Raw genomic sequence first — 25,579 nt, 5'->3', positions numbered from 1 at the left:
GCCTAAGGCGATCCCGATGACCACATGCCAGCGGCCTAATATCCCGCTTTGCGGTCCACCAGGTTCTCCAGCTTTTCGCCCCGCTCGAAGGCGTCCATCTGGCGCAGCATGATCGGCGCCAGGTGGACGGGATCGGACGTGGCCGCGGCATGCGGCGTCACGAACACTTTCGGATGGGCCCATAGCGGGCTGGTCTTCGGCAGCGGTTCGACCTCGAACACGTCGAGGCTCGCTTCCTTCAGCGTGCCGTCGTCCAGCGCGCGCACGATGTCGGCATCCTTCTGCAGGCGGCCGCGACCGGCATTGATCAGCACCGAGCCGCCAAGACCGTTGCGCTTGCGCAATTCCTTCAGCACGCCGTAATTGATGATACCCTTGGTATCCGGCGTCAGCGGCAGCAGCACGACCAGTATGTCTGTGGCATTGAGGAACGGGATAAGCCCGGCCTCGCCGCAATAGGTCGCGACACCTTCCATCGGCCGGTCCGTGCGCGACCAGCCATTGACCGCGAAGCCGAGCGACAGCAGCGCCGACGCCGCCGCGCGGCCGAGACTGCCGAGCCCCATGATGCCGACAGAGATATCTTCAGCGGTGCGCTGCGCCGGCTCGCGCCATATCTTCTTCGGCTGCTGCGACCGGTACAGCAGGCCCTGGCGGTGATGATCGAGCACCCGCCAGACGACATATTCGGTCATGTGCTGGGCCAGGTTGCCGGCGACGACCTTGACGATCGGCACGTCCGGCAGGCTGGGATCGGAGAAGATGTGGTCGACACCGGCGCCGATCGAGAAGATGGCGCGCAGATTGGGCAGCGACCCCAACAGGTTCGGCCGCTGTTTCCACACCACCGCATAGGTGATCGAAGGATCGCTGGCGCCGTCCGGCTCGAGCACCACCTCGCGCTCTGCGGACAGCAGTTCGCGCCAGCGCTGCGGGTGAAAGCCGGTGACGGCAAGCAGGATTTTGCCTTTTTCCATTTATGGATTTTGTCCTGTTGTTCGGTTTGGAGCAATTGCGGGAAAGGCGCAAGGCGGCTTTCCGTCCGGAATTGCGAAGGAAGGAGTCACTCGCTGATGACCCCCGTCGGGGCGGTTTCTATCTTGAAGGCGGCCGAGATCAGCGCCCGAGTATAGTCGGTTTGCGGCTTTTCAAAAATCTGTTCGGAAGGACCGGCTTCGACGATCTGGCCATTGCGCATGACGATGACATCGTTGGCCAGGGCCCGGATGACCTTGAGGTCGTGGCTGATGAAGAGATAGGCGAGGTCATGCTTGGCCTGCAGGCTGCGCAGGAGGTCGACGACCTGCGCCTGCACGCTCATGTCGAGCGCCGAGGTCGGCTCGTCCAGCATGACGAAACGCGGGTTGAGCACCATGGCGCGAGCAATGGCGACGCGCTGGCGCTGGCCGCCGGAGAATTCGTGCGGATAGCGGTTGCGCGTCGCCGGGTCGAGCCCGACTTCCTTCAGCACGTCGACCACCTTGTCGTCGCGCTCGTCGAGCGACAGCTTCGGCTCGTGGATCTTCAAGCCTTCTTCGATGATCTCGGCGATGGACATGCGGGGGCTCAGCGAGCCGAAAGGATCCTGGAAGACGATCTGCAATTCGCGCCTGAGCGGGCGCATGGCGTTGAACGAGAGCTGGTTGATGTCGCGCCCGTTGAACTGGATGGTTCCGCTTGACGAGATCATCCGCGCCAGCGCCAGGCCGAGCGTGGTCTTGCCCGACCCGGACTCTCCAACCACGCCCAGCGTCTGGCCGGCCCGCACGGTGACATCGATGCCGTCGACCGCCTTCACATGGTCGACGGTGCGTCGGAAGAAGCCCTGCTTGATCGGAAACCAGACTTTGATGTCCTTGCCGGTCATCACGGGTGCCGCGGCGCTGTTGGCCGCGGGTGGCTTGCCCTTGGGCTCGGCCGCCAGAAGATGGCGCGTATAGGCGTGCTGCGGATTGGCGAAGATGTCCTTGGTAGGCCCCATCTCGACGATCTTGCCCTTGGTCATCACGCACACCCGGTCGGCGATCTTGCGCACGATGCCGAGGTCGTGGGTGATGAACAGCATCGACATGCCCTTGCGGCTCTTCAGGCCGGCCAGCAATTCGAGGATCTGCGCCTGTACGGTGACGTCGAGCGCTGTCGTCGGCTCGTCGGCGATCAGGAGTTCCGGTTCGTTGGCCAGCGCCATGGCGATCATGACGCGCTGGCGCTGGCCGCCGGACAGCTGGTGCGGATAGGCGTCGAGCCGTTTCTGCGGATCGCGGATGCCGACCTCGTTGAGCAGGGCCAGCGTGCGCGCCTTGGCCGCGCGGTCGGCCATGCCCTGGTGCAGCTTCAGGATCTCGACGATCTGCTGCTCGATCGTGTGCAGCGGATTGAGCGAGGTCATCGGCTCCTGGAAGATCATGGTGATCTTGTTGCCGCGCACCCGTCGCAGTTGCTTCTCGTTCATGGCGAGCAGGTCGGCGCCCTGGAACAGGATCCTGCCCGAGGGGTGGCTGGCGCTGGGATAGGGCAAGAGCTTCAGCACGGACAGCGCCGAGACCGATTTGCCGGAGCCGGATTCGCCGACCAGCGCCACCGTCTCGCCCTTGGCGATGTCGAAGGAGATGTGATCGACGGCCAGCGACTGCTGTCCGCCTTGCGCAAAAGCGACGCTGAGGTCCTGGACCGAGAGCAAGGGGGCGTCGCTCATCGGAACGTCTTGCGCGGATCGAAGGCGTCGCGTGTCGCCTCGCCGACGAAGACCAACAGCGACAGCATCAGCGAGATGACGACGAAGCCGGAAATGCCGAGCCACGGCGCGTTGAGATTGCGCTGCGCCTGCTTGAGCAATTCGCCGAGCGAGGCCGAGCCCGGCGGCAGGCCGAAACCGAGATAGTCTAGCGAGGTCAGCGTCGAGATCGAGCCTGAGAGCAGGAACGGCAGGAAGGTCAGTGTCGCCACCATGGCGTTGGGCAACAGGTGCCGGAACATGATGGTGCGGTTGCGCACGCCGAGCGCGCGCGCCGCGTTGACGTACTCGAAATTGCGCGCGCGCAGGAATTCGGCCCGCACCACGCCGACCAACGCCACCCAGGAAAACAGCAGCATCAGCCCGAGCAGGATGAAGAAGCCCGGCGGCAATATGGCGGCGACGATAAGCAGGAGATAGAGCACGGGGATAGCCGACCATATCTCGATGAAGCGCTGGAACAGCAGGTCCGTCCAGCCGCCGAAATAGCCCTGTAGGGCGCCGGCCGCGACGCCGATCAAAGCCGAGCCGGCGGTCAGGATCAGTCCGAACAGCACCGAGATACGGAAACCGTAGATGACCCGCGCCAGCACATCGCGCGCCTGGTCGTCGGTGCCCAGCCAGTTCCAGTTGCCGATGGTGCAGGCCGGATCATCAGCCCCTTGCGGGTACTGGTTGCAGCGCATCTTGGCGTCATACTGCCAGGACGGCTTGGCCGGGGCTGCTTCGGGAATGGCATTGTTGACGGTCTGGTAGGAATAGCGGATCGGCGGCCAGATCATCCAGCCATTGGCGTTGATCTCGTCCTGGATCACTGGGTCGCGATAGTCGGTGACGGCATAGAAGCCGCCGAACTTCTCTTCGGGATAGGCGACCAGCACCGGAAACAGGATCTCGCCCTTGTAGGAGGCGATGATCGGCTTATCGTTGGCGATGAATTCGGCGAACAGCGACAGCACGAACAGGACAAGGAAGATCCACAGCGACCAGTAGCCGCGCCGGTTGGCCTTGAAGTTCTCCAGGCGGCGCTTGTTGAGCGGCGACAGAAATGGCCGCGGCATCCGCTCCGGCACGACCCCGGCGGTAACACTTGCCTCCGACATCAAACGTCTCTCCGCTCGAAATCGATGCGCGGATCGACCCAGGTGTAGATGAGGTCGGACAGCAATCCGACGAACAGGCCGAGAAGCGAGAAGATGTAGAGGTTGGCGAACACCACGGGATAGTCGCGTTCGACCACCGACCGGAAGCCGAGCAGGCCGAGCCCATCGAGCGAGAAGATGTTTTCGATCAGCAGCGAACCGGTGAAGAAGGCCGAGATGAAGGCGCCGGGAAAACCGGCGATGACAATCAGCATGGCGTTGCGGAAGACATGGCCATAGAGCACCTGCCGTTCCGAGAGGCCCTTGGCGCGGGCGGTCACCACATACTGCTTGCGGATTTCCTCCAGGAAGGAATTCTTGGTCAGCAACGTCGTCGTGGCGAAGGCCGACAGCACCAGCGCCGTCAGCGGCAAGGTCATGTGCCAGAGATAGTCCCCGATCTTGGCCGGCCATGACAACTGGTCCCAATTGTCCGAGACGATGCCGCGCAGCGGGAACCAGTCCCAGAACGAACCACCGGCAAACAGCACCATCAGCATGATGCCGAACAGGAAACCCGGAATGGCATAGCCGACGATGACGACGCCGCTGGTCCAGATGTCGAAGGGGCTGCCGTCCTTCACCGCCTTGCGGATGCCGAGCGGGATCGAGATCAGGTAGGACAGGAGCGTGATCCACAGCCCGATCGAGATCGACACCGGCATTTTTTCCAGGATCAGGTTGAGCACCGAAATGTCGCGGAAATAACTGTCGCCGAAATCGAACCGGATATAATTCCACAGCATCAGGCCGAAGCGCTCGAGCGGCGGCTTGTCGAAGCCGAACTGCTTCTCCAGCTTCTTGATGAATTCCGGATCGAGCCCCTGCGCGCCGCGATATTTTGAACCGACGTCACCGGCGGCATCGAAATTACCGCCGCCCGCATCGCCGCCGCCACCGCCCAGACGGTCGCTGCCACCCTGGTTCGTCAGCTTGGCGATGACCTGCTCGACCGGGCCGCCGGGCGCAAACTGGATGACGGCGAACGAGATCGCCATGATGCCGAACAGGGTCGGAATCATCAAAAGGATGCGGCGCAGGATATAGGCGCCCATCAGATGGTGCCCTCCCGACGCATGTGATTGACGAAACCGTCGATGAACGCGCCTCTTTCCCCGTCACTATACGGGCCGAGGATGCCGGCAGGCAGGTGAGGGGCGGTGCTTACGCCCGCAAGAAATTCAGCCTTTGCCAATTTTTGCCGCCTTGCCCTTGTCGAACCACCACAGCGTCTCGACCGGAAAGCCGAAATCAGGCTTTTGCTCGACGAAGCCGAACATGTCCCAATAGGCGACGCGGTGATTCGCCAGATAGTATGTTGGAATCCAGTCCAGCCGCGCGCGCAAGACCCGATCGAGCGCTCTGAGCGCGGTGACGAGTTCGGACCGGCTTCGCGCCTTGCCGGCTGCCACGATCAACGCGTCGATGGCCTTGCTTTCTGTTCCGGGGTAGTTGCGCTGCCCCGGGATTTTCGCCATTCGAGAATCATAGAGCATCTCCAGGCTGTCATCAGTCGGCGTCGCCCCGATCGACCAATGCAGCACGGTAAGATCGAAGTCGAAATCGCTCTGCCGCTGTTCATATTGCGCCGAATCGACCTGCCGGATCGAAGCGTCGATCCCGATCGCCTTCATATTCTCGGACCATGGGGTGTAGATGCGAACGATGCCGTCATCCTCCGTCAGCATTTCCACCCGCAGCCGCTCGCCCTTGTCGTTGACGACGAAATTGCCCGCCCGCTTCCAGCCGGCTTGCGCGAGCAATCTCGAAGCCTCGCCCAGCAGCTTGCGATCATGGCCTGACCCGTCGGACAGAGGCTGCGTCACGGCTTCGCCAAAAACCTCCGGTGGCAACTCGGCCCGGAATGGCTCCAGCAGGACCAGTTCCTCAGGCGAGGGCAAGCCTTCGGCCTTGTAATCCGACCGTTCGAAGTTCGATTGAGAGCGCTCGTAAGAGCCATAAAACAACGCCCGCTTCATCCATTCGAAATCGAAACACCGGGCGATCGCCCGTCGCACCCGCTCATCGCGGAATTGCGCACGACGCTGGTTCAGTGCGACGCCCTGCATGTCTGGCGTCTTCTCGCCGGGAAATTCCCGTTTGACGACCTTGCCGTCCTTGAGCGCCGGAAAATCGTAGCCGGTCGCCCAGACCCGCGCGGTAAACTCCTCGCGAAAATGCGTGTCACCCTTCTTGAAGGCTTCGAACGCCGCCTGCCGGTCGAGATAGAAGTCGATGCGGATACGGTCGAAATTATACTGGCCGCGATTCACCGGGAGGTCGCGGCCCCAATAGTCGGGCACGCGCTCATATTCGACTGTCTGTCCCGCGGCCACTCGCCCCATTTTGTATGGTCCCGAGCCGAGCGGCGGCGTCATCGTCGAGGCATTGAAATCATTGACCGCATAAAAGGCCTTGGACACGATCGGCATCGCCACGATCCTGAGGATGTTTTGCGCGGACTGTTCGCCGTTGAAGGTAAGGTTGAGGGTGAGTGGATCCTCGGCGACCGCGTCGGTCATATACCGCAACGCCTGGGAAAGGTTCGGATGCCCTTGCTCTTTGTAAAGCTTCAACGCGAAGACGACGTCTTCGGCGGTTAGCGGCGAGCCGTCGTGGAAACGCGCTTGCGGTCGCAGCGCGAAGCGGAAGCCGTTGCGGTCTTGCGACAAGGTGACGGACTCGGCAAGCAGGCCGTAGACCGCATCCGGCTCGTCGAGCGCGCTTGCCATCAAGGAATCGAAACAGAGTTCGGTGCGCGGCGGCGCATCTCCTTTCAATACCAGGGAATTCAACGTGTTGAAGGTCAGGAAGCTTTGGTTGAGCGTGGCGTTCGGCGGCGCGAAATTCATCTGGCCGCCCTTGGGTGCATCCGGATTGACGTAGTCGAAATGCGTGAAATCCGGTTTGTATTTGAGGTCGCCGTAGGCGGACAGGCCGTGCAGTTTGGTGCCGGTCGCAATATTGGCAAAGGCTTTTCCGGGCAACAGGGCGGCGACAGCGGCGGCACTGCCCAGGCCCAGGAAATCGCGACGGGGCAGCACCGCCATCAATTGTTGCCCTTGTATTTGGCCGCCAGCGCCTTTTCCTTCTCCGGATCGATCCACCAGGAATTCTGGTCGGCGCCGATATAGCTCGGCTGTTTGGCGGGAATGCCGAATTTGTTCCAGTAAGCCAGCCAGACCACGGCTCGATAGTACTGCGGCACGACGTAGTAGTTCCACAGCAGCACGCGGTCGAGCGCATGGGTGGCGGCAACCAGATCGTCGCGGTCGGTGGCGAAGATGATGCGGTCGACCAGGGCATCGACGACCGGGTTCTTGATGCCGGCGTAGTTGCGCGACCCCGGTCGGTCGGCTGCCCTGGAACTCCAGAAGTCGCGCTGCTCATTGCCAGGCGATTCCGACTGGCCGAGTTGCCCGATAATGACATCGTAGTCGAAATTGTTGACGCGGTTGACGTACTGGGTCTGGTCGATGATGCGCAACGTGGCGTCGACGCCGATCTTGCGCAGATTGGCGATATAGGGGCTGGAGATGACTTGGTCGGTGTCGTTCCAGCCGAGTATCTCGAACTTGAACGGCTCGCCGGTCTTGGCATTGACCATCTTGCCGCCCTTGATCACCCATCCAGCCTTGGCGAAGAGGTCGACAGCCTGCTTCAGGTATTTGCGCTCGGCTTGCGGCGAATCGTAGACCGGCAGCTTGAATTCCTGGGTGAACAGTTCGGGCGGCAGCTTGTCGCGATACTGTTCAAGAATTTCCAGCTCCTTGCCTTGCGGCAAGCCGCTGGAGGCCAGTTCAGTTCCCTGGAAATAGCTGCTGGTGCGAGTGTTGAACCCGTAGAACAGCGTACGGTTCATCGTCTCGAAGTCGAAAGGATAGGTCAGCGCGGCCCGCACCAGGCGGTCCTGGAACAGCGGGCGCCTCTGGTTGAGCATGAAAGCCTGCATCGGCTCTGGCGAGGTGGTCTTGAATTCCTGCTTGATGACATCGCCGGCCTTGACCGCCGGGAAATCATAGAATGTTTTCCAGCGCTTCGAACTGTTTTCCGGTTTGATGTCGTCAAGTCCGCCCTTGGTGAAGGCCTGCCAGGCGGCATTGTCATCAAGGATGTAGGTGAAACGCTGCCTGTCGAAATTCTCGCGGCCGACCTTCACCGGCAGCTTGGCACCCCAATAGTCCGGCACGCGCTGCCAGACGATTTCCGAGCCAGGCTTGAAGCTGGCGATCTTGTAGGCGGCGGAGCCGAGCGGCGGCTCCAGCGTCGGCCTGGTGACGTCGCGCTTCTTGCCGTTGGCATCCGTGCCTTCCCACCAATGTTTCGGCAGCACGGCGAGGTCACCCAGGATTTTAGGCAGCTCGCGGTTGCCCTTCTGGCTGAAATGAAACTCGACTTCGCGATCCGAGACGGCCACGGCATCCGTGACATTCTCGAAATAGCGGCTGTACATCGGGCTGTTCGCCTTCAGCACCTGGAATGACCAGATCACGTCGTCGACGGTGATAGGCTGGCCGTCATGCCATTTCGCGCGGGGGTCGAGCCGGTAAGTCGCCGAGGAAAAGTCGGCCGGGTATTTGTAGGCGTCGGCGATCAGCGGATGGCTGACACTGCCTTCGTCGGTCGCCTGCTCCATCAGCGTGTCGTAGAGCAGGCCGCCGCCGAACCCGACCAGGCCGGCGGCCGGTGAACCCTGCACGATATAGGGATTGAAGCTGTCGAAAGTGCCCAGTACCACCGAATTCAGCGTGCCGCCTTTGGGTGCGTTGGGGTTCACGTAGTCGTAGTGCTGGAAATTGTCGCCATATTTGGATTCGCCGATCAGCGATGAGGTGGTGCGCCACTCATCGGCCAGGGCCGCCTGCAACCCCGCGGCCAGCAGGGCTGCCGCCAGCAACGATTTGAGAAGCACTGGGCCAAGCGTCATCCACTGTCCTCTTCGCGATGCGTGCCATCATCCAGAAAGGCAATCTAGATGATTTGCCGCGCGTGAAAACCGCCATGCGCGGCTTTGTCGCCGTAGAGGCGGTTTTCCTAACGAAAAAGCCGGGCAGAACCCGGCTTTTTCAAGGTCGTCGAGACTATATCCGGTTTATTGAGCAGGCGCCGGTGCCGGGGCGGCCGGAGCTGGTGCGGCGGGAGCCGCAGGCGCCGCTGGCTTGGCAGGAGCTGCGCCTTCGGCCGGCTTGGCCGGTGCGGCCCCTTCGGCGGGCTTGGCGGGGGCGGATGCATCGGCGGCAGCGCCCGGCGCGGGCAGCGGCTTGGGATTGTCCGACAGCGTGCGCAGATAGGCGATGACGTTGGCGCGGTCTTCTTCCTTCGGCAGGCCGGCAAAGCCCATCGCCGTGCCTTTCACGAATTTTTTCGGCGAGGTGATGAAGTGGTTGATGTTGTCGTAGGTCCACTTCTCTGTGCCGCCCTTGGAAAACTCCTTCATGCCGGCCGAATAGGCGAAGCCCTCATGCTCGGCGACCGGGCGGTCGATGAGATCCCACAAATCCGGGCCGACCTTGTTGGGGCCGCCCTTCTCGCCGGAGTGGCAGGCCTGGCATTTCTTGAAGATGGCAGCGCCCTGTTCGGCACTTGCGTTGGCCAGAAGATCCGCGATCGGCTTTTCGGCGGCTGCCGGAGCGGCGGGGCCGCCCTCGGCGGGCTCGGCGGCCTCGATGGCGAAGCCGGGCTTTTCCGGAGCGGGCGAGGCAAACAGCGCGTCCGACACGATGCCGACCGAGAACACCACGAAAACGGTTCCGAGCAATCCGGCGAGCAGCTTGTTGACTTCGTTGGAATCCATACGCCCCTTGCTCCCTTTTCCGGCGGACCGATCCGTCCACTCCGTCCGTCGGTATCGAGACCTGCCCTCCAGAGCCGGTCAAATCGCGCGGAAACTAGGTCTTTTGCTCCGGCGTTGCAACACCTATAAGGGCGCTTCCAGTGAGACCTTTTGCCACTTTCCCCTCCTCGTTTCGAACGCCCGCCAAACCGATGTCCACCTTGATCCTGATCCCCGCCCGCATGGCCTCGACCCGGCTCCCGGGCAAGCCGCTGGCCGACATTGCCGGCGCCCCGATGATCGTCCATGTCGCGCGCCGCGCCGCCGAGGCCGGGCTTGGCCGTGTGGTGGTGGCGACCGACACGCAAGGCGTGGCGGAAGCGGTGCGCGCGCATGGTTTCGAGGCGGTGATGACGCGCTCGGACCACGAATCGGGTTCGGACCGGATATTCGAGGCCCTGACGGTGCTGGATCCGGCAAACAAGGTCGAAACCATCGTCAATGTGCAGGGTGACCTGCCGACCATCAATCCCGCGATCATCGTGGCCTCGCTCAGGCCGTTCGAGGACAGGGCGGTGGACATCGCCACGCTCGGCGTCGAGATCGAGCGCGACGAGGAAAAGACCAATCCCAACGTCGTCAAGATCGTTGGCTCGCCATTGTCGGCCACCAGGCTGAGGGCGCTTTATTTCACCCGCGCCACCGCGCCCTGGGGCGAGGGCGCTCTCTATCATCACATCGGCCTCTATGCCTATCGCCGCTCGGCGCTCGAGCGCTTCGTGGCGCTCAAGCCGTCGCCGCTGGAGCGCCGCGAGCGGCTGGAGCAGTTGCGGGCGCTGGAAGCCGGCATGCGCATCGACGCCGAGATCGTGCGGTCGCTGCCGCTCGGCGTCGACACGCCGCAAGACCTGGAACGGGCCAGGACGATCCTTTCAAACTGAGCGCCGAACCGACACCCCTTCAACGAGAATTGGCCATGCCTGAAAAGACCAACAGAATATCCTTCCAGGGCGAGCCCGGCGCCAATTCCGACACCGCGTGCCGTAACGTCTATCCCTCGATGCAGCCGCTGCCGTGCCCGACCTTCGAGGATGCGTTCAACGCGGTCGAAACCGGCAAGGCCGATCTCGCCATGATCCCGATCGAGAACACCATCGCCGGGCGCGTCGCCGACATTCACCATCTGCTGCCGGAATCGAGGCTGCACATCGTCGGCGAATATTTCCTGCCCATCCATTTCCAGCTGATGGTGCTGCCAGGTGTGAAGCGTGACGAGATCAAAACCGTGCACAGCCACATCCATGCGCTCGGCCAGTGCCGCAAATACGTCCGCAAAAATGGCTGGAAGGCGGTTGTCGCCGGCGACACGGCGGGCGCGGCCAAGATGGTCTCCGAGGTCAAGGACCGCACCATGGCCGCCCTGTCCCCGGCATTGGCCGCAACGCTCTATGAACTCGACATCATCGAGGAGAATGTCGAGGACACCGATTCCAACGTCACGCGTTTCGTCGTCCTGACCAAGAACAAGCAGTGGGCCGAACGCCCGTCGCCTGCCGCCAAGATGATGACGACCTTCATCTTCCGCGTCCGCAACGTGCCGGCCGCCCTCTACAAGGCGATGGGCGGTTTCGCCACCAACGGCATCAACATGACCAAGCTCGAGAGCTACCAGCTCGGCGCCTTCACGGCGACACTGTTCTACGCCGACATCGAGGGCCACCCCGACGATCCGCTGGTCAAGCTGGCGCTGGACGAGCTTCGCTTCTTCTCGCGCGAAGTGCGGATCCTCGGCGTCTATCCGGCAAGTGAGTCACGCGAGCAGTGGAAGGTAGCGGATTGAGCTACCAGCCAAGGGGCACATAGTCGATCTCCATGAAGGTCTCGACTTCAGGAATCCAGCGGTCGCGCACGAAGGCGACGTGGCCGGGATGGTCGTTGTACCTGGTATAGGCGGCCTGGTCGGCGAATTCCATGGAGAAGCCGAACTGGTAGTCGTTCTTGGGGCTGACCTGGCGCAATTGTTCGAAATGGGTGACGCCCCTGATCGCCGAGAGGATTTTTTTGGCGTCGACCAGGAACCTTTTTTCCTCCAGCGAGTGCGGCGGATGCTTCAGCGTGAACACGACGGTATGGCGGATCATTTCCCTCTCCTGATTTCCATTATTCGCTGTCGACCCAGGCGCGGATCAGGTGATGCGCGATGGCTCCCTTCGGCGGCGTGATCAGATTGCCCGGATGCTCCCTGGCCAGCATCAGGCGCACCTCGTCGCGCAAGAACCAGCGGCAGTCTTCCAGCTCGTTGAGGTCGGCCTGGATGTCTTCATTGAGCGGCTCGCCGAAGCAGCCGATCATCAGCGAATAGGGGAATGGCCAGGGCTGGCTGGCGTGGTAGACGACGCGGCCGAGCCGGATGCCGGCCTCCTCCAGCGTCTCGCGGCGCACCGCCGCCTCGATCGTCTCGCCCGGCTCGATGAAGCCGGCAAGGGCGGAGTACATGCCCGGCGCGAAATGCCGGCCGCGCCCGAGCAGGCATTTCTCGCGCGTCGCCGTCAGCATGATCGCCACCGGATCCGTGCGCGGAAAATGCTCGGTGCCGCAATTCGGGCAATGGCGCTTGTAGCCGCCGGCCCGCATTTGTGACTCGGTCCCGCATTTGCTGCAGAAACGATGGCTGGCGTGCCAGGCGAGCAGTGCGGCGCCCTGCGCCATCGCTCCGGCGGCCGCTTCGTCGATCAGGCCTTGCATGTAGACCGAGCGGTAGTCGATGGCCTTGACTGTTTCGGGAAGCTGTTCCGGCTCGAGACCGGCGGTCACCGCCAGCACCGGGCCCTGGTCGGAGAATCCAAGCAGCACACCGCTGCCGGGCAAGGTCTGGAAGGGCAGGCTTTCGGCGACGCCGAACCAGGGATCGAAGCTGCCGTCACGAACCTTCAGGTAGAGCCGGCCGCCCTGCATCAAAAGCAGCCTGGTTCCGGGATCGGCGAGCGCTTTGTCGACCGAATCGTCGGCGCGGTTCTCGGATTGTCGGTCGATACTGTTGCCGGCGAAGCCGACGAATTGGCTCGGCTCGCGCAAGGGCGCGTCAAACAGGCTAAAGCTCATGCGGACTCTGGGCGTTCGGGATGGACATGTTCGGGATGGACACGGGAAGGCTTATAGCGCCGCCCTTATCGTTTCGGCAAACCGGCGCAGCTCGGAGCGCTGATAGGGCTCGCGCAGGCCGTGTCCCCACACCGGGCCGGGCCAGCCGGGATCGCCTTCCGAACGGGCGATGACGTGGATGTGCAGCTGGCGCACGATGTTGCCGAGCGCGCCGGTGTTGATCTTGGTGCAGCCGGTCACCTTCTTCAGCGCCTGCGCCACCATATTGGTCTCGAAGGTCAGCATTGTCTGGTCGAGCGGCGTCATGTCGTGGATTTCCTCCACGCCCGGCCGCTGCGGCACCAGAAGCAGCCATGGCCAGCGGCGGTCGTTCATCACGCGCAGTTCACACAGCCCAAGCCACATCAACTGCTCGCTGTCCGCCTCCAGCCGGGTATCCAGCGTGAATCCGGCCTTCAGGCCCGGCAGCATCGGCGTTTCCCTTGCTTTTGGTGTTTTCCTCAGAGTCATGAACGCTAGAGCGGCTGCATCGAGGCTGCAAGCGAATCTCGTGGCTGGTGCAGCCGATTTGCCTGCGCCCTTGCATTTCGTCGCCGAATTGCCGATATGGACGGAGGGAGGTTGGTGGTGGACGATCCACTCGCCAACCGGGTCAGGTCCGGAAGGAAGCAGCCCTAACGAGCCCGGAACGGGTCATTGTTCCAGCCTCCCACCTCATCGGCCCTTCTCGCGACGTTGACGACGCATTGCAGCGCGGGCGAAACTATGCGCAGGAATCGGCCGCCTTTTGGCGCGGCCATTTGGAGTTTTGCGGGCGAATGAGCGAAGCCGGAAATTCGGGACCAAAAAGCCTGGAGATAGGCAAGGCTGGCGCCTATCGCGTGCTGGCGCGCAAGTACCGTCCGGCGAATTTCTCCGAACTGGTCGGCCAGGAGCCGATGGTGCGCACGCTCACCAACGCTTTCGCCACCGGCCGCATCGCCCAGGCCTGGATGTTGACCGGCGTGCGCGGCGTCGGCAAGACCACGACCGCGCGCATTCTCGCGCGGGCCCTGAATTATAAAACGGCAACAATCGACCAGCCTTCCGTCGACCTTGCCGTGCTCGGCGAGCACTGCCAGGCGATCATGGAAGGCCGCCATGTCGACGTCATCGAGATGGATGCCGCCTCGCACACCGGCATCGACGACATCCGGGACATCATCGAACGGGTGCGCTACGCGCCGGTCTCGGCCCGCTACAAGGTCTACATCATCGACGAAGTGCACATGCTGTCGACGCAGGCCTTCAACGGCCTGTTGAAGACGCTGGAAGAGCCGCCGCCGCACGTCAAGTTCATCTTCGCCACCACCGAAATCCGCAAGGTGCCGATCACCGTGCTGTCGCGCTGCCAGCGCTTTGACCTGAGGCGCATCGATGCGGCTGTGGTGAAGGCTGATCTCGCCCGGATAGCGGGCCTGGAAGGCATCGAGGCGGAAGACGACGCGCTGGCGATGATCGCGCGCGCGGCCGAGGGGTCGATGCGCGATGCTCAATCGATTTTCGACCAGGCCATCGCGCATGGCGGTGGTGCGGTCAGCGCCGAAGCCGTGCGCGCGATGCTGGGTCTCGCCGATCGCGCCCGCGTCGTCGATTTGTTCGAACATGTCATGAAGGGTGACGTTGCCGCGGCACTGGCGGAATTGCGCGCGCAATACGACACCGGCGCCGATCCGGCCGCCGTGCTGACAGACCTTGCCGAATTCAACCATCTCGTCACCCGGCTGCGTTTCGTTCCGGCCGCCGCCGACGACGCGGCGCTGTCGCAGGACGAGCGCGAGCGCGGCGCCGATTTCGCGCGGACGCTCTCGATCAAGGTGCTGTCGCGGACGTGGCAGATGCTGCTCAAGGGCATCCCGGAGGTGCAGTCGTCCAACCGCCCTGTAAGTGCCGCCGAGATGGTGCTGATCCGGCTGGCGCATGCGGCCGACCTGCCGACGCTGGACGAAGCATTGAGATCGCTGGAGAACGGCCTGCCGGCGCCGGGCGCCGCGCCGCGTTCGAACGGCGCGCCGGCGAGCCCCGGTAATGGCGGCGCTCCTGGTGGCAACGGCGCCAGCGCAGTGGCGCAGGCGCGCATGCCCGGCGGGTCGGGCGGCGCGCAGACCATGCGGCTGGTGGAAGCCGCGCCCGCTCCGGCCGCCTTCATTGCGCCTGTGCAGCCGGCGCCGGAGGCGCAGCCAATACCGCTGAAATCGCTGGCCGATATTGTCGCCCTTGCCGACGCGCAGCGCGACATCGCCTTCAAGGTGCTGGTCAAGCGCTGCATCCGCCTCGTGCGCATCGAGCCCGGCCGCATCGACGTCAGCCTGACCGACGATGCGCCCAAAATGCTGCTTAACGATTTGACGACCAAGCTGCGCGCCTGGACCGGTCGCAACTGGCTGGTGTCGCTGTCGAAGGAAGAGGGCGGCCAGACGCTGGCCGAAATGGAATCGACCAGGCGCGAGAACGCTTTGCTCGACGCCAAGAGCGATCCGACGGTCGCCGCCATCCTGGCGCGTTTTCCCGGCGCCAGGATCATCGACGTGCGCATCCCCGACGCGCCGGAAGCCGACGCGGTCGAAGCCGAAGTGCCGGTCGAGCCGCCGGCGGACGACGACGAACCCTGACGAAACCACGACTCTGCAAAGGATCGGACCATGAAAGATCTTCTCGGCCTCATGGGCAAGGCGAAGGAAATGCAAGCCAAGTTCCAGGCTATGCAGGACGAGATCGCCACGGTCGAAGCCGTCGGCCAGGCCGGCGGCGGCCTGGTCATTGTCACGTTGACCGGCAAGTTTGAGATGAAGTCGCTGAAGATCGACCCGTCTCTGTTCAAGGAGGATGAGGTCGAGATCCTCGAAGACCTGCTTCTGGCCGCTCACAATGACGCCAAGGCCAAGGTCGAGCAGATCATGCAGGAAAAGACCAAGGCGCTGACCGCCGGCCTGCCGATTCCGCCGGGAATGAAACTGCCGTTCTAGATGCATGTCGCCCAAGAGTGTGCGACGGTTTTGGGGATAACGACATGCATAAAGCCAAAGACTAGTTGGCCATGGCCGAAGAGCCGTCCGAAAGGCTGATCGAGCAGCGTATCCGCAACAGGATCTACGAGATCCTGGAAATCCTGGCCGATTCTGATGCCGGCGTCGATCTCGTCGGCATCAAGGGCTATTTCAACCTGTTCGAGGATTTCGTGCATCGCCCCTCGATCGAAGCGGGCACTTCGGCGCTCTCGAAGGAAGAACGCGCCATCGTGCTGGAGATCGCGGATTTCCTGGAGGCTGCCGGAGAGGCCAACCCCGATTTCACCAGGTCCGAGTTCATCGACAGCGACTGGCCGGGAAAGATCGCGCCGGTCGCCCGCAATGCGCGAGCATTGTTCCTGAAGCGCGGGCTGTTCTCGGAGAAATTCGAAGAAATTGAGCCAGGACGGCCGGCAGCGATTTCAGCCGGGCGATAATGCATGTCGTCCAAAAGCGGTCTCGGCCTGGACAAGGGCGTGCATAAAACAAAGGCTTGAAGTCCGGATCTTGCCACGTAACTGTGCCAGTTTGGCAACAGCATCTCACCAATAACGTTTTAGCCATCATTTTGCCCGAAAGTGTCTCATTCTTGCCGCAGCCTGGGGGCGGGCATCGAAGTGAGAGGGTTACCTGTTGATTGCCACGCGATGGAAGACGCCGCTGTTGCTCGGCGTCGTCACGTCTCCCCTGTTCCTGGCCGCTTGCAGCCAGACCGCGTCACACGGCATGTCCAGCCTGACCGACGCCATCACGCCGAGTTTCCTGAGCTCTCGCGGCTACCACACGCCGAAGGACAGGGAATGCCTGGAAAGGGCGATGTTCTTCGAATCCAACCGGTCGAGCCGCGATGGCATGATCGCCGTCGGCATTGTCGTGATGAACCGGCTGCGCTCCGGCAAACATGGTGACACCATCTGCGCGGTGGTGGGCGAGCGCGGCCAGTTCGCGCCCGGCGTCATGACCAGGCCGATGAATTCGCGTGCCATGCCCGATGTCGAGGAAGCCGCCGACGCCGTGCTCAAGGGCGAGCGCAAGGCCAAGCTCAAGAACACGATGTATTTCCACACCGCGGGCCTGCGCTTCCCCTACAAGAATATGCATTACACCATGGTCGCCGGCGGCAATGCGTTCTACGAGAAGCGCGGCCGCAACTGGCAGCCGCTGCCGGACGAGCCGACGGTCGCGGTCGCCTCGGCCGAGCAGCCAGCAGCCTTGCCCGGAGTAGCCGCGACTCGTGTCGCTTCCGCCGAGCCGACGGCCAAGACATCCGATCGCACCGCTGCGGCCTACGTGACTGCGGCGGCGGAGCCGGTGCGCTCCGGCAAGGCGGCCCAGCAGACCTACGTGACGGCATCGGCTGCCCCGGCCGCAAAATCCGCGCGCGTCCAGGAGAAGCCGACGATGGTGGCGATGCAGGAGCCGATGGAGGAACCGGATGCCGCTCGTTTTGGCGGGACCTTGAACACGAAGGTCATTTCCTCGGTGCAGGGCGCGCCGCAGGAAGCGGCGATGGGATTCCAGTCGACGCCTGAGAACACCGATGCCATCGGCGCGATGATCGTCAGCCAGAGCCGTCCGCTCGAAACCAACTGAGGCGGGCCGCACTTGACGGCCTGCCGGTGCTGGTTGGAGACGCGGTCCGGACGCAAAACCGCTTCGCACTTTTCGCGGAATTGCTCTAGATCAGGGCAATGTCCAAGCGAATCGCGGGTCCCGAGATCGAACGCCTGATCCAGCTCCTGGCCAAAGTGCCGGGGCTCGGTCCCCGCTCGGCCAGGCGCGCCGCGCTGCATTTGATCAAGAAGAAGGAACAGCTGCTGTCGCCGCTCGCCGCCGCCATGGGCGAGGCGGCCGACAAGGTGCGCATTTGCTCCACCTGCGGCAATGTCGACACGTCGGACCCCTGCATGATCTGCACCGATCCGCGCCGTGACGCCGGCACGCTGATCGTCGTCGAGGACGTCTCTGATCTGTGGGCGCTGGAGCGGGCGGCGGCGATGAACGTGCGCTACCACGTGCTGGGCGGCACGCTGTCGCCGCTCGACGGCATCGGCCCCGATCAGCTCAACATCCGCTCATTGGTCGACCGCGTCGCCGGCGGCGAGGTCAAGGAGATCATCCTGGCCGTCAATGCCACGGTGGAGGGCCAGACCACGGCCCATTACCTGACCGATCAATTGTCCGGTTTCGAGGTGAAGATAACGCGGCTGGCGCATGGCGTGCCGGTCGGGGGCGAACTCGACTATCTCGACGAAGGCACGCTGGCGGCAGCGCTGCGCTCCAGGACGGCGTTTTGACGCGATTGCGGGGAAGGATGCTTGTCACGATGATCCCGCATCCTCAAAAGTTGGCGTTCCGTGGCGCCCCCCTCTGTCCTGCCGGACATCTCCCCCTCAAGGGGGGAGATTGGCAATTTCGCAGCCGGCATCTCCTTTTCAACGGCGGTGTTTGGCGAAGGCAGAGACAACAGTCGATCTCCCCCCTTGAGGGGGAGATGGCCGGCAGGCCAGAGGGGGGCGCCAAGGAACGCGGCCTCCGCAAGTTCTGCTTTGCGTTTTTCCTGGCGATACTGGCTGCACTGTTCCTCACCCCTCCCGCCTCGGCCGCCAAGATCGACGACCAGTTCCGCGCCTGGCTCCGGAGCGATCTGTGGCCTGACGCCAAGGCCAAGCGCATTTCCAAGCAGACCTTCGATGCCGCTTTCGACGGCGTCAAACCCAATCTCAAGCTGCCCGATCTTGTCATGCCCGGCGAGAAGCCGAAGACGCCGCAGAAGCAGCATCAGGCCGAGTTCGGCTCGCCCGGCGCCTATTTCGCCGAGAAGACCATCCGCGCGGTCACATCGGGCGGGCGGACGCGCGAGGCGGCCAACGCCAGGACACTCGCCGCGATCGAAAAGCGCTATGGCGTGCCGGGCGAGGTCCTTTTGGCGATCTGGGGCCGCGAAACAGGGTTCGGCGCGGCGAAGATGCCTTACGACGCCTTCGAGGTGCTCGGCACCAAGGCGTTCATGTCGACGAGGAAGGACTTCTTCCGCACCGAGCTGCTGGCGGCGCTCGAGATCGTCCAGCGCGGATTGGCCCCGGTGGATGCGATGAAATCGTCCTGGGCCGGCGCGCTCGGCCAGCCGCAATTCATGCCGACGTCGTTCCTCAAGCATGCCGTCGATTTCGATGGCGACGGGCGCGTCGACATCTGGAGCTCGACGCCTGACGTGCTCGCCTCCATCGCCAACTATCTCGTCCATTATGGCTGGGTGAGGGGACGTGGCTGGGGATTCGAAGTGACCGTTCCCGAGAGCGTCTCCTGTTCGCTCGAAGGCCCCGACCAGGGCAAGACAATCTCGCAATGGGCCGCAATGGGCATCAAGCGTGTCGGCGGCAAGGCATTCCCGGCGAGCGAGCTGAAGGCCGAGGGCTTCCTGCTGATGCCGGCCGGCCGCAGCGGCCCGGGCTTCATCGCCACGCCCAATTTCTACGTGCTGAAGCAATACAACACCAGCGACCTCTATGCCCTGTTCATAGGCCATGGCGCCGATCGCATCGCCCATGGCGATGCCAATTTTTCCGGCAACTGGGGCGCGGTCGGTGACCTCCACCGCTCCGATATCGCCGCCCTGCAGCGGGCGCTGGAGGCCAAGGGCTATGATGTCGGCAGCGCCGACGGGCTGCCCGGCTTCAAGACCCGCCGCTCGATCGGCGCCTGGCAGGAAAAGAACGGCAAGCCCGCCACCTGCTTTCCCGATGCCGGCCTGGTCGCTGCTCTGAAGTAACTCTCAAGTCAGGGTTTTTTCTCGACTGCTGGCCTCTGTTGGCCTTCGCATGCTCCCGCTCGCCCGCCTGCCACTATGATCCAGTGAGCCGACGCATAAATGCTCGTTGCCCGCCGCGAGGCCGCCGGATATGCTGTTGACCAACTGGACAAAAACCACGACGGTAAGTGGTCAAAGGGGGCCCTTGTCGGCCTGGAAAAACACCGCAACCCTGAGCCGGGAACTCAGGTCAACAAAACAGGGAACAATCACCATGATGATGGAAAAGCTTGCTCTACGATCCCGCATTCTGCTTGCGGGTGCCGCAATGTCGGCGCTGCTTCTCGCGGGAGCGCCGGCTGGCGCGGTCACGCCAGCCGACACGCTGGTCGAAGGCTTTGCCATCGACGACATCATCTCCATGGATCCGGGCGAGGCGTTCGAGCTGTCGACCGCCGAGGTCACCGGCAACACCTATGACCTGCTGGTCCGGCTCGACCTCAGCGACACCTCCAAGGTCAAGGGCGACCTCGCCGAAAGCTGGACCGTCTCGGACGATGGCCTGACCTACACGTTCAAGCTCAAGCCCGGCCTGAAATTCGCCTCGGGCAACCCGATCACCGCGGCCGACGTCGCCTATTCGTTCGAACGCGCCGTCAAGCTGGACAAGAGCCCGGCCTTCATCATCGACCAGTTCGGGATCAGCGGCGACAATGTCGCCGAAAAGGCCAAGGCGGTCGATGACACCACCTTCCAGTTCATCGTCGACAAGGCCTATGCGCCGAGCTTCGTGTTGAACTGCCTGTCGGCCACCGTCGCCTCGGTCGTCGACGCCAAGCTGGTCAAGGAACATGTCGCGGCGGTCACGCCGAGCGCCGACTACAAATGGGACAATGATTTCGGCAATGCCTGGCTGAAGACCGGCTATGCCGGCTCGGGCGTCTACAAGCTGCGTGAGTGGCGCGCCAACGAGGCCGTCGTGCTCGAACGGAACGACAATTACTACGGCGAAAAGGCAAAGCTTGCCCGCGTCATCTACCGCAACATGAAGGAAAGCTCAGCACAGCGCCTGGCGCTTGAGGCCGGCGACATCGACGTCGCCCGCAATCTCGAGCCGAACGACCTCGACGCCATTGCCAAGAACGCCGACCTCACCACAACCAGTGCGCCGAAGGGAACTGTCTACTACATCAGCCTCAACCAGAAGAACCAGAACCTCGCCAAGCCCGAAGTCCGCCAGGCCTTCAAATATCTGGTCGACTATGACGCGCTGAGCTCGACCATCCTCAAGGGCATCGGTGAAATCCACCAGACTTTCCTGCCCAAGGGCGTGCTCGGAGAACTGGACAAGAACCCGTTCAAGCTCGACGTCGCCGAGGCCAAGGAACTGCTGGCCAAGGCAGGCCTGCCCGACGGCTTCAGCGTGACCATGGATGTGCGCACCGGCCAGCCGACAACCGGCATGGCGGAATCGATCCAGCAGACGCTCGGCCAGGCCGGCATCAAGCTTGAGATCATTCCCGGCGACGGCAAGCAGACGTTGACCAAGTACCGCGCCCGCAACCACGACATCTATATCGGTCAGTGGGGCCAGGACTATTTCGATCCGAACTCCAATGCCCAGACCTTTGCCTCGAACCCGGACAATTCGGATGAGGGCAAGTCCAAGACGCTGGCCTGGCGCAACGCCTGGGATATTCCGGACCTGACCAAGCAAACCGAAGCCGCTTTGCTGGAGAAGGATTCGGGCAAGCGCGCCGACATGTACAAGGATCTGCAGCAGAAGATCCTGGACACCAGTCCCTTCGTCATCATCCATCAGCAGCTGGAAGTCGCCGGGTTGCGCAAGAACCTCAAGGGTTTCGCGCTCGGCCCGAGCTTCGACACCAATTTCGTTGGGCCGGTTTCCAAGGAATAGCGCCGGCGGATGAGCGTAGCTGAAAATCAGGCGGCGGCAGGGCGCGGCAGCGCCCGCGCCGTCACCATTTTCTCATCGATCGGCCGCTTCCTGGTGATCGCGATCACGACCTATCTCGGTCTGCTCGCGGTGACCTTTTTCATCGGCCGCGTCATCCCCATCGACCCGGTGTTGGCCGTGCTCGGCGACCGGGCGCCGGCCAATGTCGTGGAGCGCACGCGCCGCGAGATGGGTCTCGACCTGCCGCTGATCGAGCAGTTCTACATTTACGTCAAAAATGCTCTCAACGGTGATTTCGGCACCTCGGTGCTGACCACCAATCCGGTCATGACCGACATCCGCCGCGCCCTTCCGGCAACGACGGAACTGGCGACGTTGGGGACACTGATCGGCGCGCTGTTCGGCGTGCCGCTGGGTGTGCTGGCTGCCGTCAGGCGCGGCAGCCTCATCGACCAGGTGGTCCGCGTCATCGGCTTGATCGGCTATTCCGTGCCGATCTTCTGGCTTGGCCTGCTCGGGCTCGTCCTGTTCTACGCCAAGCTGCAATGGGTGGCTTTCCCGGCGCGGCTCGACGTCGTCTACGAATACACCTTCACGCCGATCACTGGCTTCTACCTTCTCGATTCGGCGATGCAGGGGCAGTGGGATGTCTTCTGGGACGCGTTCCGCCACATCATCCTGCCGGCCTCGCTGCTCGGCTATTTCTCGCTCGCCTATATCAGCCGCATGACGCGCTCCTTCATGCTCAACGAACTCACGCAGGAATACATCGTCGCCGCGCGCGCCAAGGGCCTGTCGGAAACCCGCATCATCTGGGCTCATGCCTTGCGCAATGCCGCCGTGCCGATGGTGACCGTGATCGCGCTCTCCTATGCCGGACTTCTGGAAGGCTCGGTGTTGACCGAGACGGTCTTCTCCTGGCCCGGCATCGGCCTCTACATCACCAATTCGCTGCAGAATGCCGACATGAACGCGGTGCTCGGCGGCACCATCGTCATCGGCTCGGTGTTCATAGCCATCAATCTTCTGTCCGACCTGCTTTACCGCGTGCTCGACCCGAGGACCAAGGTAAGATGAGCAGAGGAATCCCACTTTCAGGCTCGGCTGCGGCCCACCCCGGCCCTTCGGGCCACCTTTCCTCTCCCCCGTCGAACGGGGCAGAGTTGGTCTGCGAAGCAGACCGGAGTGGGGGCCGACAGCGCCAAGAGGCATCGTCATGACCGCCTCCGACGCCGCCCCCCTCTCCCGCCGCGACTGGCTGCTCAGCGAGCGGCCGGCCTCGCGCATGCAGGCGAGGCTCGGCCGCGCCTATGTCGCGTGGCGGCGTTTTTCCGCCAATCGGCTGGCCTTTCTCGGCCTGCTCATCATCATCGCGCTGCTGGTCATTGCCGCCCTTGCAGGGGTACTGGCGCCTTATTCGCCGACCTTCGGCGATCTGAAGAATGCGCGCCTGCTGGCGCCAAGTGCTGAGCACTGGTTCGGCACCGACGATCTCGGCCGCGATATCCTCTCGCGCATTCTCTACGGCTCGCGCTGGACGCTGTACGTCGTCATCCTGGTCGCCATCATCGCCGCCCCCATCGGCCTCGTGGTCGGCACCGTCGCCGGCTATGCCGGCGGCTGGACCGATGCCATACTGATGCGCATCACCGACATCTTCCTCGCTTTCCCCAAGCTGATCCTGGCGCTGGCCTTTGTCGCGGCCCTCGGCCCCGGCATCGAGAACGCGGTGCTCGCCATCGCCATCACCTCCTGGCCGCCCTATGCCCGCATCGCGCGTGCCGAAACGCTGACTGTGCGCAATTCCGATTACATCAAGGCGGTGGAGCTGATGGGCGCCTCGCCCTTCCGCATCGTGCTGCGCCACATCATGCCGCTCTGCATCTCCTCGCTGATCATCCGCGTGACGCTCGACATGGCCGGCATCATCCTCACCGCCGCCGGCCTCGGGTTCCTCGGGCTCGGCGCGCAGCCGCCGCTGCCCGAATGGGGCACGATGATCGCTTCGGGCCGCCGCTTCGTGCTCGACCAATGGTGGGTGGCCGGCGCGCCGGGCTTCGCCATCCTGATCGTCAGCCTCGGCTTCAACCTGCTTGGTGACGGCCTGCGCGACGCGCTCGACCCGCGGAGCGGCGACCAATGAACGGCGAAACGAGGACACGGCCGGAACGCGCATTGCTCGAAGTCGACGATCTGCGCGTCACCTTCCCGACGCGCACCGGGCTGATCGAGGCGGTGCGCGGCGTTTCCTTCTCGCTAGGCCGCGAGCGGCTCGGCATCGTCGGCGAGAGCGGCTCGGGCAAGTCGCAGACCGGCCGTGCCATCATGGGGCTGACGCCGCCCCAGGCGCGGATATCGGCGAAGAGGCTGGCTTTCGACGGCATCGACCTTCTGGCCGCATCGCCACGTGAGCGCCGCGCGCTGCGGGGCAATCGCATCGCCATGATCCTGCAGGATCCGAAATATTCGCTCGACCCGGTGATGAGCATCGGCCGCCAGATCGTCGAGACGCTGCGCACCCATGAGAAGGTCTCCAAGGCCGAGGCGCGGGAGCGCGCGCTGGCCATGCTGGAGGCGGTGCAGATCCGCGACCCCCGGCGTGTCTTCGACCTGCATCCGCACGAGGTCTCCGGCGGCATGGGCCAGCGCGCCATGATCGCCATGATGCTGATCGCCGGGCCGGAAATGATGATCGCCGACGAGCCGACCTCGGCGCTCGACGTCACCGTGCAACTCGACGTGCTCGGCATTCTCGACCGGCTGGTCGGCGAGCGCGGCATGGGGCTGATCTTCATCTCGCACGATCTGCGCCTGGTCTCGTCCTTTTGCGACCGCGTCATCGTCATGTATGCCGGCAAGGTGGTGGAGCAGCTCAAGGCCTCCGAACTCGGTCGCGCCCAGCATCCCTACACGCGCGGCCTGCTCAACTGCATGCCCAAGATCGGCGCCGATCGTCACCCGTTGCCGGTGCTCGACCGCAAGCCGGAGTGGGCGGCATGACATCAGCAATCGCCGTCGACGGGCTGGAGGTCATCTTCGACCGCTTTCGCGCACTGAAGGGCGTCAGCCTGGACGTGCAGCCGGGCGAATCCTTCGGCCTGGTCGGTGAATCCGGCTCCGGCAAATCGACGCTGCTCAGGGCGATCGCCGGCCTTGCGCCGGTCGCTTCGGGCAGCATCGTGGTCAACGGCAAGAAGCTCGGCGCGCGCCGCGACAAGGCCTTTTACCGCGAAGTGCAGATGGTGTTCCAGGATCCGTACGGTTCGCTGCACCCGCGCCAGACCATCGACCGCCTGCTGCAGGAGCCGCTCGCCATCCATGGTTTTGGCGACGGGGAAAAGCGCATCCAGCGGGCGCTCGACGAGGTCGGTCTCGGCAACGGCTTCCGCTTCCGCTACTCGCATCAATTGTCGGGCGGCCAGCGCCAGCGCGTGGCGATCGCGCGCGCGCTGATCCTCGAACCGTCGATCCTGCTGCTCGACGAGCCGACCTCGGCGCTCGATGCCTCGGTGCAGGCCGAGGTGCTCAACCTGCTCGAGGAAGTACGCCGGCGGCGCAAGCTGACCTTCCTGATGGTCAGCCACGACCTCGCCATCATCACCCATATGTGCGAGCGCCTGATGGTGATGCAAAGCGGCGAGGCGGTGGAGAATTTGACGGCGGGTGACTTGGTCGAGCGGCGCGTGACGAAGGATTACACGCGCAATCTCTTGCGGGCCAGCGACGGGTTTGTGAGAGCTATTTGAATTCGCTTGTCTTGCGAACCGATCGTCTTAGGGGACGTCATGAAGGAATGGCAGTTTGCAGATCCTCCTAACGTCGGGGTGTTTTTGGACAGGGGCATAGTAACCCGGGGCGACTGGATCGCATATGTCTCGCATGACGATGACGACGGCAGTTGGCAATTCCACAACAGCGAAACCGGACCTGTTGAAGAAGGCGACATAATGATCGTGAACCTGCAAAGCGTTTTGCAGCGGGATGAAAGCATCCAGATCTTGGCCGACTTGCCGGAAGGCTGGCATGCCTGGCGCAGCTCAAAATCGTCACCTTGGCAGCGGGCCAAATCGCGTCCCACACCCACCAACGACAACGAATGACTCGGCAATGTC

At 63.3% G+C, this 25,579-nt stretch carries 24 protein-coding genes and 1 other RNA gene; 15 read left to right on the top strand and 10 right to left on the bottom strand.

Going from position 1 to position 25,579, the window contains the following annotated elements; genetic code table 11:
• Positions 1–35 precede the first annotated feature (35 nt).
• From FJ946_RS14315 to FJ946_RS14285, 7 genes are all read right to left on the bottom strand, one after another.
• The gene (locus FJ946_RS14315) at positions 36–977 is read right to left on the bottom strand and encodes a glyoxylate/hydroxypyruvate reductase A (protein ID WP_140496893.1); all 942 of its coding nucleotides are present in this window, start codon (positions 975–977) and stop codon (positions 36–38) included.
• 86 nt (positions 978–1,063) lie between these two features.
• Positions 1,064–2,695, bottom strand: coding sequence for an ABC transporter ATP-binding protein (locus FJ946_RS14310; RefSeq protein WP_140564889.1), 1,632 nt, complete (start codon positions 2,693–2,695; stop codon positions 1,064–1,066).
• On the bottom strand, positions 2,692–3,837 hold the full coding sequence (locus FJ946_RS14305; RefSeq protein WP_140564887.1) for an ABC transporter permease: 1,146 nt from the start codon (positions 3,835–3,837) through the stop codon (positions 2,692–2,694). The genes FJ946_RS14310 and FJ946_RS14305 overlap by 4 nt, the downstream gene beginning before the upstream one ends.
• Positions 3,837–4,931 (bottom strand): microcin C ABC transporter permease YejB, encoded by a 1,095-nt coding sequence (locus FJ946_RS14300; protein ID WP_140496886.1) that lies wholly within the window; start codon positions 4,929–4,931, stop codon positions 3,837–3,839. Before FJ946_RS14300 ends, FJ946_RS14305 begins: the two co-directional genes overlap by 1 nt.
• 126 nt (positions 4,932–5,057) lie before the next feature.
• Entirely contained in the window at positions 5,058–6,926 is a 1,869-nt protein-coding gene (locus FJ946_RS14295; protein ID WP_140523801.1) for an extracellular solute-binding protein, read from the bottom strand.
• Positions 6,926–8,803, bottom strand: coding sequence for an extracellular solute-binding protein (locus FJ946_RS14290; RefSeq protein WP_140564885.1), 1,878 nt, complete (start codon positions 8,801–8,803; stop codon positions 6,926–6,928). The genes FJ946_RS14295 and FJ946_RS14290 overlap by 1 nt, the downstream gene beginning before the upstream one ends.
• Before the next feature lie 165 nt (positions 8,804–8,968).
• A complete protein-coding gene (locus tag FJ946_RS14285) occupies positions 8,969–9,670 on the bottom strand; it encodes a cytochrome c family protein (protein WP_140496880.1) in 702 nt (233 codons plus the stop codon).
• A gap of 191 nt (positions 9,671–9,861) precedes the next feature.
• Between FJ946_RS14285 and FJ946_RS14280 the strand changes: the two genes are divergently transcribed.
• The gene (locus tag FJ946_RS14280; protein WP_140564883.1) at positions 9,862–10,590 is read left to right on the top strand and encodes a 3-deoxy-manno-octulosonate cytidylyltransferase; all 729 of its coding nucleotides are present in this window, start codon (positions 9,862–9,864) and stop codon (positions 10,588–10,590) included.
• A gap of 35 nt (positions 10,591–10,625) precedes the next feature.
• On the top strand, positions 10,626–11,489 hold the full coding sequence (locus FJ946_RS14275) for a prephenate dehydratase (protein WP_140564881.1): 864 nt from the start codon (positions 10,626–10,628) through the stop codon (positions 11,487–11,489).
• A 1-nt stretch (position 11,490) separates the two neighbouring features.
• Here FJ946_RS14275 and FJ946_RS14270 read toward each other — a convergent pair whose 3' ends face one another.
• Genes FJ946_RS14270 through FJ946_RS14260 form a run of 3 tightly spaced genes read right to left on the bottom strand, consistent with a single transcriptional unit; the run spans position 11,491 to position 13,222 of the window.
• Positions 11,491–11,790, bottom strand: a complete 300-nt coding sequence (locus FJ946_RS14270) for a Dabb family protein (protein WP_140564879.1) — start codon at positions 11,788–11,790, stop codon at positions 11,491–11,493.
• A gap of 19 nt (positions 11,791–11,809) precedes the next feature.
• Positions 11,810–12,751 carry an NAD(+) diphosphatase gene (gene nudC / locus FJ946_RS14265; RefSeq protein ID WP_140496871.1) on the bottom strand — a complete coding sequence of 314 codons (942 nt, stop codon included), beginning with the start codon at positions 12,749–12,751 and terminating at the stop codon, positions 11,810–11,812.
• 51 nt (positions 12,752–12,802) lie between these two features.
• The gene (locus FJ946_RS14260; RefSeq protein ID WP_140556749.1) at positions 12,803–13,222 is read right to left on the bottom strand and encodes an HIT family protein; all 420 of its coding nucleotides are present in this window, start codon (positions 13,220–13,222) and stop codon (positions 12,803–12,805) included.
• A gap of 145 nt (positions 13,223–13,367) precedes the next feature.
• On the opposite strand from FJ946_RS14260, the gene ffs reads away from it, so the two are divergent.
• The 13 genes from ffs to FJ946_RS14190 all read left to right on the top strand — a co-directional run bounded on the left by ffs (position 13,368) and on the right by FJ946_RS14190 (position 25,567).
• An RNA gene (ffs, locus tag FJ946_RS14255) (signal recognition particle sRNA small type) lies at positions 13,368–13,464 on the top strand.
• Positions 13,465–13,569: 105 nt separating this feature from the next.
• Positions 13,570–15,402, top strand: coding sequence for a DNA polymerase III subunit gamma/tau (locus FJ946_RS14250; protein ID WP_140559691.1), 1,833 nt, complete (start codon positions 13,570–13,572; stop codon positions 15,400–15,402).
• Between the two features lie 30 nt (positions 15,403–15,432).
• Positions 15,433–15,756 carry a YbaB/EbfC family nucleoid-associated protein gene (locus FJ946_RS14245; RefSeq protein WP_140496865.1) on the top strand — a complete coding sequence of 108 codons (324 nt, stop codon included), beginning with the start codon at positions 15,433–15,435 and terminating at the stop codon, positions 15,754–15,756.
• A 71-nt stretch (positions 15,757–15,827) separates the two neighbouring features.
• Positions 15,828–16,235 (top strand): hypothetical protein, encoded by a 408-nt coding sequence (locus tag FJ946_RS14240; RefSeq protein ID WP_140496863.1) that lies wholly within the window; start codon positions 15,828–15,830, stop codon positions 16,233–16,235.
• Positions 16,236–16,431: 196 nt separating this feature from the next.
• Entirely contained in the window at positions 16,432–17,391 is a 960-nt protein-coding gene (locus FJ946_RS14235) for a cell wall hydrolase (RefSeq protein ID WP_140732237.1), read from the top strand.
• Positions 17,392–17,489: 98 nt separating this feature from the next.
• Positions 17,490–18,095, top strand: a complete 606-nt coding sequence (recR, locus tag FJ946_RS14230; RefSeq protein ID WP_140513120.1) for a recombination mediator RecR — start codon at positions 17,490–17,492, stop codon at positions 18,093–18,095.
• 197 nt (positions 18,096–18,292) lie between these two features.
• The gene (locus tag FJ946_RS14220) at positions 18,293–19,570 is read left to right on the top strand and encodes a lytic murein transglycosylase (RefSeq protein ID WP_140564877.1); all 1,278 of its coding nucleotides are present in this window, start codon (positions 18,293–18,295) and stop codon (positions 19,568–19,570) included.
• A 253-nt stretch (positions 19,571–19,823) separates the two neighbouring features.
• Positions 19,824–21,467 carry an ABC transporter substrate-binding protein gene (locus tag FJ946_RS14215; RefSeq protein ID WP_140564876.1) on the top strand — a complete coding sequence of 548 codons (1,644 nt, stop codon included), beginning with the start codon at positions 19,824–19,826 and terminating at the stop codon, positions 21,465–21,467.
• 9 nt (positions 21,468–21,476) lie between these two features.
• On the top strand, positions 21,477–22,544 hold the full coding sequence (locus FJ946_RS14210) for an ABC transporter permease (RefSeq protein ID WP_140564874.1): 1,068 nt from the start codon (positions 21,477–21,479) through the stop codon (positions 22,542–22,544).
• A gap of 139 nt (positions 22,545–22,683) precedes the next feature.
• On the top strand, positions 22,684–23,610 hold the full coding sequence (gene nikC, locus FJ946_RS14205; RefSeq protein ID WP_140496850.1) for a nickel transporter permease: 927 nt from the start codon (positions 22,684–22,686) through the stop codon (positions 23,608–23,610).
• Positions 23,607–24,467: an ABC transporter ATP-binding protein gene (locus FJ946_RS14200; protein ID WP_140513126.1), complete on the top strand. Its 861-nt coding sequence runs from the start codon at positions 23,607–23,609 to the stop codon at positions 24,465–24,467. The genes nikC and FJ946_RS14200 overlap by 4 nt, the downstream gene beginning before the upstream one ends.
• On the top strand, positions 24,464–25,213 hold the full coding sequence (locus FJ946_RS14195; RefSeq protein ID WP_140564872.1) for an ABC transporter ATP-binding protein: 750 nt from the start codon (positions 24,464–24,466) through the stop codon (positions 25,211–25,213). The genes FJ946_RS14200 and FJ946_RS14195 overlap by 4 nt, the downstream gene beginning before the upstream one ends.
• A 39-nt stretch (positions 25,214–25,252) precedes the next feature.
• Positions 25,253–25,567, top strand: coding sequence for a hypothetical protein (locus FJ946_RS14190; RefSeq protein WP_140564871.1), 315 nt, complete (start codon positions 25,253–25,255; stop codon positions 25,565–25,567).
• Positions 25,568–25,579: the final 12 nt, after the last annotated feature.

This window comes from Mesorhizobium sp. B2-4-7, assembly GCF_006442685.1.
Classification (GTDB): Bacteria; Pseudomonadota; Alphaproteobacteria; order Rhizobiales; family Rhizobiaceae; genus Mesorhizobium.
Note: the sequence above shows the minus strand (reverse complement) of the source record. Positions and strands in the feature narration are given on the sequence as shown.